At 62.5% G+C, this 13,212-nt stretch carries 10 protein-coding genes; 2 read left to right on the top strand and 8 right to left on the bottom strand.

Annotated elements, in window-relative coordinates; all coding sequences use genetic code 11:
- Positions 1–55 precede the first annotated feature (55 nt).
- The 6 genes from FIV35_RS04735 to FIV35_RS04760 all read right to left on the bottom strand — a co-directional run bounded on the left by FIV35_RS04735 (position 56) and on the right by FIV35_RS04760 (position 8,277).
- Entirely contained in the window at positions 56–3,478 is a 3,423-nt protein-coding gene (locus tag FIV35_RS04735) for an OspG family effector kinase (RefSeq protein ID WP_146374943.1), read from the bottom strand.
- A 144-nt stretch (positions 3,479–3,622) separates the two neighbouring features.
- Positions 3,623–4,555 (bottom strand): D-2-hydroxyacid dehydrogenase, encoded by a 933-nt coding sequence (locus tag FIV35_RS04740; protein WP_034096440.1) that lies wholly within the window; start codon positions 4,553–4,555, stop codon positions 3,623–3,625.
- 106 nt (positions 4,556–4,661) lie between these two features.
- Positions 4,662–4,955 carry a YcgL domain-containing protein gene (locus tag FIV35_RS04745; protein WP_034096439.1) on the bottom strand — a complete coding sequence of 98 codons (294 nt, stop codon included), beginning with the start codon at positions 4,953–4,955 and terminating at the stop codon, positions 4,662–4,664.
- The gene (rnd, locus tag FIV35_RS04750) at positions 4,952–6,085 is read right to left on the bottom strand and encodes a ribonuclease D (protein WP_034096438.1); all 1,134 of its coding nucleotides are present in this window, start codon (positions 6,083–6,085) and stop codon (positions 4,952–4,954) included. Before rnd ends, FIV35_RS04745 begins: the two co-directional genes overlap by 4 nt.
- 125 nt (positions 6,086–6,210) lie before the next feature.
- Complete coding sequence (locus tag FIV35_RS04755) at positions 6,211–6,807, bottom strand: class I SAM-dependent methyltransferase (protein WP_034137380.1); 597 nt, start codon at positions 6,805–6,807, stop codon at positions 6,211–6,213.
- A 99-nt stretch (positions 6,808–6,906) separates the two neighbouring features.
- Positions 6,907–8,277, bottom strand: coding sequence for a glutamine synthetase family protein (locus FIV35_RS04760; protein ID WP_034137379.1), 1,371 nt, complete (start codon positions 8,275–8,277; stop codon positions 6,907–6,909).
- A 365-nt stretch (positions 8,278–8,642) separates the two neighbouring features.
- Between FIV35_RS04760 and FIV35_RS04765 the strand changes: the two genes are divergently transcribed.
- Together FIV35_RS04765 and FIV35_RS04770 are read left to right on the top strand one after the other, a co-directional pair.
- Positions 8,643–9,416, top strand: coding sequence for a transporter substrate-binding domain-containing protein (locus FIV35_RS04765; protein ID WP_034137378.1), 774 nt, complete (start codon positions 8,643–8,645; stop codon positions 9,414–9,416).
- A 50-nt stretch (positions 9,417–9,466) separates the two neighbouring features.
- The gene (locus tag FIV35_RS04770) at positions 9,467–10,306 is read left to right on the top strand and encodes a cache domain-containing protein (protein WP_034096434.1); all 840 of its coding nucleotides are present in this window, start codon (positions 9,467–9,469) and stop codon (positions 10,304–10,306) included.
- A gap of 69 nt (positions 10,307–10,375) precedes the next feature.
- Here FIV35_RS04770 and FIV35_RS04775 read toward each other — a convergent pair whose 3' ends face one another.
- Together FIV35_RS04775 and pobA are read right to left on the bottom strand one after the other, a co-directional pair.
- On the bottom strand, positions 10,376–11,893 hold the full coding sequence (locus tag FIV35_RS04775) for an MDR family MFS transporter (protein ID WP_052198938.1): 1,518 nt from the start codon (positions 11,891–11,893) through the stop codon (positions 10,376–10,378).
- Positions 11,894–11,956: 63 nt separating this feature from the next.
- Positions 11,957–13,150, bottom strand: a complete 1,194-nt coding sequence (gene pobA, locus FIV35_RS04780; protein ID WP_034137377.1) for a 4-hydroxybenzoate 3-monooxygenase — start codon at positions 13,148–13,150, stop codon at positions 11,957–11,959.
- Positions 13,151–13,212: the final 62 nt, after the last annotated feature.

Below are 13,212 nucleotides of genomic sequence, written 5' to 3' on the forward strand. Positions count from 1 at the left end.
GGCAGGGCGTGCTGTGACGCCACCTGGGCTCAAACCTACGCCCGCCCCCGTCGTGTCATGAGCCAATCAACCCACTGAACTGCCAAAGCAAGGTGCTCTTCATGTCGTTGTAGGCATCCAGAACGGGGCCGACTACGAACTCCGCCGGCATCGATTGGATATCCACCGGATACACCACTTTATCGCGGGCCGAATACAGGAAGTTCTTGAGCTGCAAGTCCTGGTGATAGATGCCTTTTTCCTCCATTCGCCGCAGTGCGTCCTCCAGTAAGGTTCTGGCCTGCGGCGGCAAGCTGCGGCCGCCGACGGTGCTGAGCGCAACGCCATCCAACTTGCCCATTTTTATATAGGCCTGCTCGCCTTCGATAATCGCCGTTGCAAAGCCAGCGCCGTAATAGGTGTTCAGGCAGTCAGTTTCTATCTGCACATAACTGGGGATATAGCCACGGACGGGATCAACGAACTCTTTATAGACACTCTTGCCGTCAAGGCTTTCGTAAATTGTGCCTTCGCCACCTGCGCCGATGATGGGCCCGAGATCCTCGGCAACCGTAGGTGGATTACCGCCGCGAGCCCCCAGCCGCAGCCACAGGTCGCCTTCGACATGCTGCACCATCACCGGCGTCTGGCGATTGTTGTGGTAAATCCTCGCCTGCACCGCACCGTCTTGGGTACGGGTGACTTGCCGAACCTCATACACAGCGGTTGCACCGGTGCTGTCGGTTTGGCGGATAAAGGACAGATGGCCATCCGCTCCCGTATAAACCCCTCGACTGTTGCGCGTAAGCCCGGCAATCCTGGACTCGGGCACGCTGTACTGCCTCAGGGCTAGGTTACTCAGCTCGCTACCCGGATCGCGTCTTACGGTGGTCAAGGCCCCGCCTACCGCTTTGGTCTGCGCGGTGAACTCCTCCAGCGGGGGCCCATATGGGCGCAGGTGGTCGACATCAAAGGCATACCAACGACCGTTATTAAGTACCGCGCCCCCCTCGACTGCCTGGCCCGCCACCTTGAACGTGCCGGTTGCCGCTGCGTCGTACTGCTTGCTGACCGTCTTCAACAGGTCATAGCTGCCGGCGGCGCCCTTGAGCTGATTGACCCCGCTCAACGCCTTGCCCAGCAGGTAACTGCCACCCCGACGGATCAAACCCGCGCCTTGACCGATCAAATCGCCCAGGCCACTGGCCGGGTTGAATGCACCGATTGCGGTAGTGCCGATGATCCTGGCCACCTTCAACGCCTTGACCCCAGCAGACGCCGCCGTGGCGCCCACTTTCGCCAACCTGGTTGAGGCCCCTGCGCCGGCGGTGACAAAACCGAAGACATCCATACCCAGGTCCAATGCGCCATCCAGGTAATTGCCCTGCTTAAAATTGCCGATCGCCGACCGGAGCGGCAGCAGATTCAGGAAAAAATCCGCCAGCTTCCATTCGTTCTCCATCTGCCGATCGTAGGTCGTGACGCCCTTGGCCTGCTTGACCGCTTCGTCATTGTCGATATCCAAATGTTCGACAAAGGCGTCGGCGATGAACTGTGTTCGCGCACTCTCAAAACTTGACGGAACGGTCTGCTCTATCCGATTCGGCGCAGCACCGCTGTTATGCCGCGGTGTGAAGGGTTCGATAGGGAAGACCCGGTTGGCCTCGCGCTCACGCTCGCGGGTCAGCAACGAAGCCGGCATCGTTCGAATAGCGCCTTGCTTCAGATCCAGGGCGTAAACGCTGACGCCATGGGGCCGGGTGGCCTTGATCAGTAGCGTGGGGTTCTTGTGCTCCAGGGTCCTGCCGGTCAAGCCCAGCCCCAGCGCGTATGTATGGTTCTGGAAAAATTCGAGTTTTCCATATTCGAGGTTTTGTCGATCAGCCAACGGCAATTGCGCCACCAGGTGTTTGATGGTCGTGCCTATGCCCTGCTTGCGCGCAGCGATTGCCTGGTTGAGTTGGTTATTGAAAACCCCATGGGCGTCCAGCTTCAGGGACTTGCCCTTGATCGCCTTGCTCAGGCGTGGGTCGCGGGTTTCCCAGGCATAGTTGTGCAACCCGCCCATGGCAATATCGAGCATCGAATGCAGCCCCGCTGGCGCGCGGTTCGGGTCGTACAGTGGCTGGTCGAATCCGGGCCTCGGGTCTTTGACGCTCAGGCGCTTGGCCTCGAAGGGCAGGCCCTCGCCGAACCGCTCCTTGAGCTTGGCCAACGCAATCTCCTTGCGGTTCGGCAGCTCGGTTTCCACCAGGCTGGAAGCCTGCACACGCTCATCCAACTGGCGATTGAAAGCGGTTCTGACCCGCTCGATCTCGGCTGGGGTGTAGCGCTCGTCGGGTTTGACCGACACCACGCCGTTGACCACGCCCCAATCCAGCAAAGCGGCGCTCTGGGCGTGTTGGGTGACTAGCGGATCGGTCATGGCGGCACGCTTGGCCTGGAGCATGACCTGGGCAAACGTCATATTCGGCACCGACCCCGGCGCCTGGGCCTCAATGGCCGCCGCCGCAATCGACAGGCTGACCCAGGCCGGACTGCCAAAGGTCACGTTGTCAGGCAGATCCTTGACCAGAAGCTGCGGGGCGGTGCGGGCCAGTAGCGCGTAGGCGCCCACATTGGCCATGCCGGCGCTGGTCTGGCCGCTGTCCACCAAATGCTGCTTCAGCCCGGCGCGTATCTCGGCGATGGGCCTGCCCCAGTAGCGCGGCAGAGCCAAATCGAAGCCTGCGACTGTATTGCGACGAGGTGCGGCGACCGATTGGGGATCGAGCACCACGTTGATGGCCGCCAGCGTGTAATCGTTGACGCTGGTGTCGGTGGCGATGCCATTCAACTGTTGCTGCATGGCCTGGCCCAGTGCCTGGCCACGGGCGGAACCGACCAGCATTTGCAACGCCTTCGCCGGATCGTCGGCGGCATCGCTGGGGAGCGGACGGTTGCCGTTGAGGTACTCCAGCACCCCTGCACTGGGGCCCGTCTGGGGATTATTCGGGTGACGCGCGGCATAGTCGGTGGCGGCGCGCAGCAATTTGCGCTGTGCATCGCTCGTCAGCGCGACAGGCCAGGACAGGCCACCGCCGAAATTACCCAAGGGATGCGCCAGGGCGCGCTCGCTGACCGCGTCCGCCAGGCTTGTCAGGTGAAAGAACCTGGCCGGCAGGCGCAGACCGTTGGCCTGGATAAAAGCCTCAAGTGTTGGGGCGGCACCGAGCTGCGCAAGGCTTGAGGAGTCGGGATGCAGGTCCATCCGTGTCTGCCGCAACGCAGCCTGCACAGCCTGTGGCGTGGCCGCCGGGCCAAGCCGGGTCGCCATGGCTGCGAGCTGTTGCCCGAGGACTTTCCAGTTATGCCGGTCGCCCAACGCCGTGCGCAGGTGAGCATTAGCGGTGGGCAACGCCGCCGGTACCTGGGACGGGGGAATGACCGCGTCGGCAGCCGGCGCGGGGAATAACGGAGTAACGCCAGAAGATGAGGAAACAGCACCGGAACTGAGCATGGGCGGGCACTCTTTTTGGCAAAGAGCGCCAGCCTCACACAGGGCGATAAACGGCGAAATCGACTGAGTGTGAGCAGACGTTTTTAAACTCCGTGAGCCCCACCCTCGACCGCCGCATGGCCGAACGGCCGCGACCCTGTGTATTCAATAGCCGCGGTCGAAACTCACGGTGCCGCGCAAGGGCCCACTGGCCTGATACGCGCGTAAATTTTCGATAAACAAATCCACCATCATCGGCGGCGAGGTCGGCGCCGAACTGTGCCCGGTCAACAATAGGCCCCAGGCGGTCCAGAACGGATGGCGCTGCGGCAACGGCTCCTGGCGGCATACATCGATCACCGCACCCGCCAGATGCCCTTCCTTGAGGGCTTCGACCAGGTCGGCATCGACCACCGCCACGCCGCGCCCGACGTTGATAAACAGCCCGGTCGGCTTGAATTGCTTGAACAGCGCCGCGTCGTACAGGTCGTGGGTGTTGGGCGTGTTCGGCAGCAGGTTGATCACGTAGTCGGCCTCCCCCACCAAGCGCCCCAGTTGGTCCAGGCCGGCCACTTCGATAAACGGCGCCTGCTCCCGCGCAGTGCTGGCGATGCCGTACAACTTGACGCCGAACGGCAGCAGAAACTGCGCCACGCTTTGGCCGATATCCCCGCAGCCGACGATCAGCACCGTGCGCCCCGCCAGGCTCTGGCCCATGCGGTTGTCCCACTTGCGCTCGACCTGGCTGACCAGACGTGCCAGCACTTCACGCTCGTGGCCAAGCATATAGGTGAGCACAAACTCGGCCATCACCTGGCCATAGATGCCTACCGCACGGGTCAGGCGATAGTTGCGCGGCAAGCCATCGGCCAACAGTGGCGTGATGCCGGCCCAGGTCGATTGCAGCCATTGCGGCTGATGGCCCTGGCGCAACAGCGTCGCCAGCAGGTCCGGCTGGCCCAGCCACACCGGGCAATCGGCGGCCAGGCGCGATAACTCGGCGGAGTCGCCGCTGGTCAGCACCTCCAGGTCCGGCGCGGCTTCGCGCAGCAGTCGCGCATAGAGCGGGTGATCCTGTTCAGCAATCAGAACACGCATGGTTCAAACCTTTCAAAAACAGTGCAGACGGCCGCCCGCATCCTTACGGCCACCGCCAACTCATACGATTTCATTGAAAATGTGCCCCGGACAGGGCACCTACCGATCACATCGGGTCATTGCGACGCAGCAGCTCTTCGGGCAAGTGTTCGATGTACTCGTCCTCGGCCGGCGGCATTTGCAGGTGGTAGCCCTGCTTGTCGAGGTTTTCCAGTACCTGGTGGATGTCTTCCTGTTGCAGCTTGCGCTCGGGCGTCAGCACCAGGTCGAAGGCATGCACCGGTTTGCCGAATACGCTCACCAAACCTTCGGGTACGCGTTCGAGGGCATCGCTCTTGAGCACGTACAGGTACATGCCGGCGCGTTTGGGGCTGCGGTAGATGGAGCAAATACGTTTCAAGGCTGTTCTCCGGCAGTGGCCAGGCTGTCGAGCAGCGCCTGGCCCATCAACTCGCGGCGCCAGCCACGCAGCGAGTCTGGCAATTGGTAAGGCCCATCGGGGTAGCCGCTTTTAACCAGGGCTTCGAGGGTTTTCTTGCGCAGCATCAGCTCCGGCGCCATGTCCAGGCGTTCGGCTTCGGCCTGGCCGAGGGCGCGCAGTTGCTTGATCAGCGCGGCGGCGTCCACCGGCAACGGCTCGGCGATGGCCGGCGGCCATTGATCGGCGGGCACACTGCCGGCACGCTTGATCAGATCCAGCAGGAACTGGCCGTCCTGGCGCACGGTGCGCGGGTGCATGTCTTCGATCTTGCCCAGGGCGGCGAGGTTATCCGGCTGGGACTTGGCCAGGGGCCAGAGCGAATGTTCACGAATGATGCGGTTGCGCGGCAGGTCACGGGCACGGGCCTGTTGCTCGCGCCAGGCGCACAGCTCACGCAATACGGCCAGTTGCGCGCGGGACAGTTTCCACGCCAGCTTGGCTTCGCGGTACACCTCGTACGGGTCGACTTCGCGGCGCAGGTTGGCCACCAGTTCGGCACCGTCCTCCAATACCCAGGCGTATTTGTCGTCCGACAGCCGTGGGCGCAAGCGTGTGTAGACCTCGGCCAAGTGCACCGCGTCTTCGGCGGCGTAGCTGATCTGGGTTTCGGACAAGGGCCGCTGCAGCCAGTCCGAGCGGGTTTCGCCCTTGGGCAGCTCGATATCCAACACGGCTTGCACCAGACGCGAATAGCCCATGGAGAAACCGAGGTTCAGGTAAGCCGCCGCCAGTTGGGTGTCGAACAACGGCACCGGCAGGCTGCCGGTCAGGCGCAGCAGTACTTCGAGGTCTTCGCTGCAGGCATGCACCACCTTGATCACGGCTGGGTTTTCCAGCAAGGCGGCCAGGGGTTGCCAGTTGTCGATGGTCAGGGGATCGATCAGGTAGGCGCGAACGCCATCACCGATCTGGATCAGCCCGGCAATGGGGTAAAAGGTATCGACCCGCATGAATTCGGTGTCGAGGGCGACGAATGGCAACTGCTGCCATTCGGCGCAATGCTGGCCGAGGCTATCGTTGTCGCAGATCCAGTGAATATCGATGGCCACACGGCTCTCCCTTGAAGAATGGCGCGCAGTATATATCGCGCAAGAGGCTTGCGAGCATCCACAGTGCACAGCCGATCATGAAAACTCAGACAGGAGTTGAAGAATAGTCCGACAGATGGGAGTTATCATCTCTTACGCAGTACGTAGACCCGCCATACCGCCGAGCCCGGCACGAATTCCTGATGATGCAGCACGTTGAACCCCGCCTGACGAAACTCTGCCTCGACGACGGCGCGGGAGTTGACCGAAACAATCACGGTGTCGCGACTGACCCGATGAAACTCGCGCAGCAACGCCAGGCGCCCTTCGCTGTCGGGCACATGACGAAACAATTCCAGGCAGAAGATGCAATCCACCGCGTTTTCCGACAAGCCAATGGAAAACGCCGACCCCTGGAACGTCTTGACGCGCTTGAGCAACGACGCCGGGTAGTGGGTGCGAGCATGGTCGAGCATGGCCTGGGAATTATCCGAGGCCAGGATCACCCGGTTGACGTGCTCGGCCAGCACCGGCCAAAACCGCCCAGAGCCGCAGGCCAGGTCGAGGATCAGCCCCGGCTCGCCGGCCACTTTCAACGCCTGGCGCACCAGCCAGGCGTCGCGCCACGCCACCAGACGCCGGCGCAGCCCAGGCGGGCGCGTATCGCCGCAGACACGGGCGTGCTCACGACCACAGCGTTCGGCGTATTCAATCTCGATGGAGGATGGAGGTTGTGACGACATCTATGGGCTCATCTGGGTGAAACGGTAGTGAACGACCTTGATTGGCAGCTTAACGGCGGCAACGTGAAAAAAAGGTCGAAGACACTACCGTTAATCCCGTCATGCTTGATGCAAATACCAGCGCCAATCCTGTTCACCGACTTGCCCCATGAACTGGCGGTATTCGGCGCGCTTGACCGCCAGGTACACGCCGAGAAACTCAGGCCCGAACGCTTCCCGCGCCCAATGCGACCCTTCCAGTGCGCGCAGGGTGGTGAGCCAGTCGGTGGGCAACCGCTCTTTGGCCTGGGCGTAACCGTTGCCTTCCACCGGAGCGCCGGGGTCGCGCTGCTCACGAATGCCGCTATGGATGCCGGCCAGGATCGCGGCGGCGGCCAGGTACGGGTTGGCGTCGGCGCCGCAGATGCGATGTTCGATATGCCGCGAGGGCGCTGGCCCGCCGGGAATACGCAGGCTGACGGTGCGATTGTCCACCCCCCAGGTGGCGGCCAACGGCGCATAGCTGTTGGCCTGGAAGCGCCGGTAGGAGTTGGCGTTGGGGCAGAACATCAGCAGCGAATCCAGCAAGGTGCTGAGCATGCCGCCCACCGCGTGGCGCAACAGCGGCGTGCCATCGGCGGCGGCGCTGGCAAATAAATTGCGGCCTTCGGCATCCGCCAGGCTGACGTGCATATGCAGCCCGGTGCCTGCCAGGTCGTCGAACGGTTTAGCCATAAAACAGGCGGTCATGCCGTGTTTGTGTGCCACACCCTTGACCAGGCGCTTGTAGCGCACCGCTTCGTCCATGGCTTGCAGAGCGTCGGAGCGGTGCTCCAGGGTGATCTCGACCTGCCCCGGAGCATATTCGGAAATCGCCGTGCGCGCCGGAATACCTTGCAGTTTGCAGGCGCTGTAGAGGTCGGCGAGGAAGGGTTCGATCTGCTCCAGTTCCCGCAGGCCGTAGACCTGGGTCGCGCGCGGCCGGCCGCCGTCCTGATCCAGCGCCGGTTGCGGGCGGCCATGACTGTCGGGTTTCTGATCGAGCAGGTAGAACTCCAGCTCGGCAGCCATCACCGGGTAATAGCCGTCGGCCTTGAGTGCGTCGATCACCTTGGCCAGCACCTGGCGCGGGTCGGCCACGGTGGCGGGCAGGCCTTCGCTGGGGTGCATGCTGACCTGCACCGCCGCCGTGGGGATCAACCGCCACGGCATACGCTGCAAACTGCCGCTGATCGGGTAGGCGCGGCAGTCGATATCGCCGACCTCCCAAACCAGCCCGGAGTTTTCCACGTCGTCGCCGTTGATGGTCAGGCCGAGGATGGTACTGGGCAGCGGGCGGCCGCTTTCATACACCGCCAGCAGTTCATCGCGGTGCAGCAGCTTGCCGCGGGGCACACCGTTGTTGTCGAGAATAAATAGCTCGAACAGTTCGATGTCCGGGTTGTGTTCAAGAAAGGACTGGGCTTCGTGCAGGCTGGCGAAAACACTCATGGGGGCTCTCATACGTAGGGGTCTGGCAGGCGCGCGGGCGCCGCCGGGCAGATGGGCACAGGCGTGCGTCATCCAATGGGCCAATCAACGTAGGAGAGCGGTATCCGGCGGGCGCGCGTGGCGGCAATGGAACAGCGCCCAGAACGCCAGCGCAGACGGCAGTGTCGCGAGGTGGGCGTCGGGGGAAGCGGCCATGGGCGAATCACACTGGTGGGATGCGCGCCAGCCTCACATGCCGCGAGCGCCGGTTAAATTCACGGTTGGCGGAGTATGGTTGCAGCCCGGCTAAACAATCGTCACGCCTTGCCACCCTGCCCCGCGCTGGAAATAATGGCCGCCCGACCCCGCCCCAAGGACGCGACTGCATGAAAGCTCTATTAGCCCTCGGTGTATTGGCCAGCCTCGCCGCGCCGGCTCTGGCCGACACCGCCCCGTCGCGCCTCGATGAAGTGTTGCAGCGTGGCACCCTCAGCGTGTGCACCACCGGCGACTACAAGCCCTACACCTCCCTGCGCGCCGATGGCGGCTACGAAGGCATCGACATTGCCATGGCCGAATCCCTGGCCAAGAGCCTCAACGCCAAGATCCAATGGGTGCCCACCACTTGGAAAACCCTGATGCCAGACTTCCTGGCCCAACGCTGCGATATCGCGGTGGGCGGCATTTCAGTGTCGTTGGAGCGCCAGAAAAAAGCCTTTTTCAGCCAGTCCCTCGGGGTCGACGGCAAGATCCCGCTGGTGCGCTGCGCCGACGTGCAGCGTTACCAGAGCGTCGAGCAGATCAACCAGCCCCAGGTGCGGGTGATCGAACCGGCGGGCGGGACCAACGAAGTGTTCGCCCGCACGCATTTGGGCAAAGCGCAGATTCGCCTGCATGACAACGTGACGATTTTCGACGAGTTGCTGGCGGGCAAGGCCGACGTGATGATCACCGATGCCAGCGAGGCGCGCTTCCAGCAGAAACTCAAGCCGGGGCTGTGCGCGGTCAACCCGGACAAGCAGATGCAGTACAGCGAAAAAGCCTTCCTGCTGCCCCGCGATGACGTGGCGTGGAAAAGCTATGTCGACCAATGGTTGCACCTGAGTGTGGCCACCGGGGTGTACCAAGGCATCGTCAATCAATGGCTGGCGGCGCCCTGAGCCATAGGCGTCTACGCTGTGCTCACATCAACAAGAACGAGGATTGGCTCATGAAGGGACTGCTGCGCATCACCTGGTTGCTGCTGTTGGGTTTCAGTCAGGTGCATGCCGATACCGCTCGGGATGAAGACGCCCAGGCGGCCAAGGCGCTGCTGGAAAAAGCCCTGGTTTATTACCAGAGCAATGGCGATAAGGCGTTCGCCGCGTTCAGTCGCCAGGGCGAGTTTGTCGACCATGACCGTTATGTGTTCGTGGTGGACACCAAAGGCGTATTGCTGGCCAGTGGCGGCCCGTCTTCAGCGTTGATCGGCCGCGATGTGTCCGAGGTGCTCGGGCCGGACCTGCGTGAGTCATTCAAGCAAGCGCTCAAGGTGCCGGAAGGCCAGGGCATCCAGCAGGCTGACTATCGTTGGCAGAACTGGAACGACGGCAAGGTCGAGCACAAACATGTGTTCTACCAGCGCGTCGGCGAACGCATCCTGGCGGTGGGCTACTACCTGCCAAGGGCCACGCCGGAACAAGCGCGGGCGCTGCGCAATAAAGCGGTGAACGCGTTACTCAAGGACGAGACCGGCACACTCAAGGCGATCAACTCACTGCAGGGCGGTTTTCTACAGGATGACCTGTACGTGTTTGTGGTCGACCTCAATACCCACCGCTACGTGGCCCACGGCACCACATTGCGGCTGATCAACACCGACTTCAGCAAGGTCAAGGACCCGGACGGCAAACCGGTGGGCGAACCGATGCTTAAGATGATGGCGGAGCAGGATCAGGGCGAATACAAATACCGCTGGAAAAACCCGGTGACCGGCAAAATCGAGAACAAGCATGTGTATGTGCGCAAGGCCGGGCATTTCATGGTTGCGGTGGGCTACTACAGCCCGTGATCTGAATTGGACTGCATGCATGTGTGGGAGGGAATAAACCTTCCCACAGTTTGTCGTTCAGGGTTCCCGTTACTTGGCCTTGTCCTCACGCCCGCGCAGTATGCGATCAGGCATGGCCACGGCGGCGGCCAGCCCCAGCAACGACACCGCTGCACTCACCATCAGCAAATGCCGGAACGTCACCGCCAGTTCCGCGCGCAGGGTGTCTTGCGCCGGGCCGGGGGCGGCGTTGAGGCCGTCGAGCAGCACGTTGCCGGACGCGCCCTCGGCCACCAGTGCGCCGCTGGCCAGGTGAGCGAAACTGGAATCCTGTAGCAACGCCAGTAGCAGCGCCGACATACAGGCCACCCCCACCGCACCGCCCAAGGAGCGGAACAGGTTGGTGGTGCTGGTGGCTACACCGATATCCAGCTGTGCCACCGAGTTCTGCGCGCCCACCAGGGAGGTGGGGAACTGCATGCCGGCGGCGATCCCGCACAACAGCATAAACACCGCCGTCAACCCCACCGCCTGCGGCGCGCTGTAGGCCATGCCGAGGATCGCCAGCGGGCTCAACAGCGCACCGCTGAGGATCATCGGTTTGTAGCGCCCGGTCACCGACGTGCGGCGCCCGGCGCAGTAAGCACCGATCGGCAGGCCCATAGCCAGAGGAAGCAGATGCAGAGCGGCGCTGTCGGCACCGGCGCCGGTCACGGTCTGAAAGCGTAGGGGCATCAGCACCGTCAGGGAAATCGCCTGGAAGCTGGTGAAAAAAATCGTGCACCAGCACAGCACCGCGCTGGCGTTGGCAAACAGATGCATCGGCAGCAGCGGTTCGCGCGCGCGGCGTTCATGGCACACGAACAGCGTCAGCACCACCAGCGCACCGCCCAGCAGCCCCAACACCTGCGAATCACGCCACGAATGGCCCTGGCCGATTTCGGTGATGCCCAGCAGCAACGCGGTCAGGCCAACGATCATCAGCACAGTGCCGAGGTAATCGATGATCGGCTTGCGTTGCGGCACCGGCAGCCCCACCAGAGTGCGATGGGCCACATACCAGGCGCCAGCGCCCAGGGGCAAATTGATCAGAAACACCCAGCGCCACGACAAGTACTCGGTCATGTAACCGCCCAACACCGGCCCGGCCACGCTGGCCACCGCATACATGCTGCTGAAATAGCCCTGATAACGCCCGCGCTCGCGAGGCGGGATGATGTCGCCGATGATCGCCTGGCTCACCGAGATCATGCCCCCGGCGCCGATCCCCTGCAGCACCCGCGCCAGCACCAGTTGTTCCATGCTTTGCGCCATGCCGCACAACAGCGAGGCCAGGGTGAACAGCCCCATGCCAATCAGCATCATCGGCCGACGCCCGTACAGGTCGCCGAGCTTGCCGTAGATCGGCACCGCCACCGTCATCGCCACCATGTAGCCGGAAATCACCCAGGCCAGCAGGTTGACGTCGTGGAAGCGCGCCGAGATGGCAGGCATGGACACCGCAACTATGGTCTGGTCGAGGGCGCCAAGAAAGATGGCCATCATCAGCGCAATCAGAATACTGCGCACGGCGGGAACAGGTGGGGTCGAGTGATTAAGCTGAGTCACGCAGGAACCTTCGAGCAAGGCCGTGGGAAAGGCGCCCACGGCAATGCGCAATACGATAGCAGGCTATTCAATAGCCTCGTAAGGAAGTCCGACGTAATTTTCTGCGATGGTTTTGCGCCCGGCTTCGGAGCCGACGAAATACTCCAACTCGCTTTGGGCGATGCGTTGGCTGAAGCCATCTGCTTCGGCGAATGTATGCAGCATGGAGGTCATCCACCAGGAAAACCGCTCGGCCTTCCACACGCGGCGCAGGCAAATGGCGGAATAGCGCTCCAACAAATCCACGCGGCCTTCGCGGTAAACCTTAAGCAAGATCCTGAATAACGTACTCACGTCACTGGCCGCCAGGTTCAAACCCTTGGCCCCGGTGGGCGGCACGATATGGGCGGCGTCGCCGACCAGGAACAAGCGCCCGTACTGCATGGGTTCCACCACAAAGCTGCGCAGCGGGGCGATGCTTTTTTCGATGGACGGCCCAGTAACCAGTTGCTCGGCCAATGCCGCAGGCAAGCGCCGTTTGAGTTCCTCCCAGAAGCGCGCATCCGACCATTGCTCCAGGTCTTCGTCCGCCGGCACTTGCAGGTAATAGCGGCTGCGGGTCGGCGACCGCATGCTGCATAAGGCGAACCCGCGAGAGTGCTTGGCGTACACCAGTTCCTCGTGCACCGGCGGTGTGTCGGCGAGGATGCCCAGCCAACCGAAGGGGTAGACCCGTTCAAAGATGTTCAATGATTCAGGCGGAATCGACTGACGTGCCACGCCGTGAAAACCGTCGCAACCGGCGATGTAATCGCACTCCAGCCGAAACGCTTGGCCCTGGTGTTCGAAGGTAAGCCAGGGTCGATCACTTTTGAGGTCATGGGGCTGTACGTCGCGCACTTCATACAGGGTGGTGGCGCCCGCTTCCGCGCGCGCGGCCATCAGGTCGCGGGTGACTTCGGTCTGGCCATAAACCATCACCGATTGGCCGCCGGTCAACGCCTTGAGATCGATAGGGGTCAGTTGACCGTCGAGCGCCAGCGCGAAGCCGTCGTGCACCATGCCTTCGCGATCCATGCGCTGGCTCACGCCGGCCTCGCGCAGCAGGTCAACCATGCCCTGCTCCAGCACCCCGGCGCGGATGCGTCCCGCCACGTAATCGGCGCTCTGACGCTCAAGGATCAAGGTCTGGATGCCGGCGTTGTGCAGCAGCTGACCGAGCAACAGTCCGGACGGACCGGCGCCGATAATGGCGACTTGGGTATTTAGGGTTTTCATTATTTTTATCGCCCGCAAGTTCCACTCGAACGGATTGAGTGAAAGAGTTGTCATTGATCTTG

Origin of the sequence: Pseudomonas rhodesiae (assembly GCF_007858255.1) — a bacterium.
Taxonomy (GTDB): Bacteria; Pseudomonadota; Gammaproteobacteria; order Pseudomonadales; family Pseudomonadaceae; genus Aquipseudomonas; species Aquipseudomonas rhodesiae.

Excerpts from the sequence above, each read along its gene's own strand:
- FIV35_RS04740 (WP_034096440.1), bottom strand. The coding sequence starts at position 4,555 with ATGCGTGTTCTGATTGCTGAACAGGATCACCCGCTCTATGCGCGACTG.
- pobA (WP_034137377.1), bottom strand. The coding sequence starts at position 13,150 with ATGAAAACCCTAAATACCCAAGTCGCCATTATCGGCGCCGGTCCGTCC.
- FIV35_RS04755 (WP_034137380.1), bottom strand. The coding sequence starts at position 6,807 with ATGTCGTCACAACCTCCATCCTCCATCGAGATTGAATACGCCGAACGC.
- FIV35_RS04770 (WP_034096434.1), top strand. The coding sequence starts at position 9,467 with ATGAAGGGACTGCTGCGCATCACCTGGTTGCTGCTGTTGGGTTTCAGT.
- FIV35_RS04760 (WP_034137379.1), bottom strand. The coding sequence starts at position 8,277 with ATGAGTGTTTTCGCCAGCCTGCACGAAGCCCAGTCCTTTCTTGAACAC.
- FIV35_RS04765 (WP_034137378.1), top strand. The coding sequence starts at position 8,643 with ATGAAAGCTCTATTAGCCCTCGGTGTATTGGCCAGCCTCGCCGCGCCG.
- FIV35_RS04735 (WP_146374943.1), bottom strand. The coding sequence starts at position 3,478 with ATGCTCAGTTCCGGTGCTGTTTCCTCATCTTCTGGCGTTACTCCGTTA.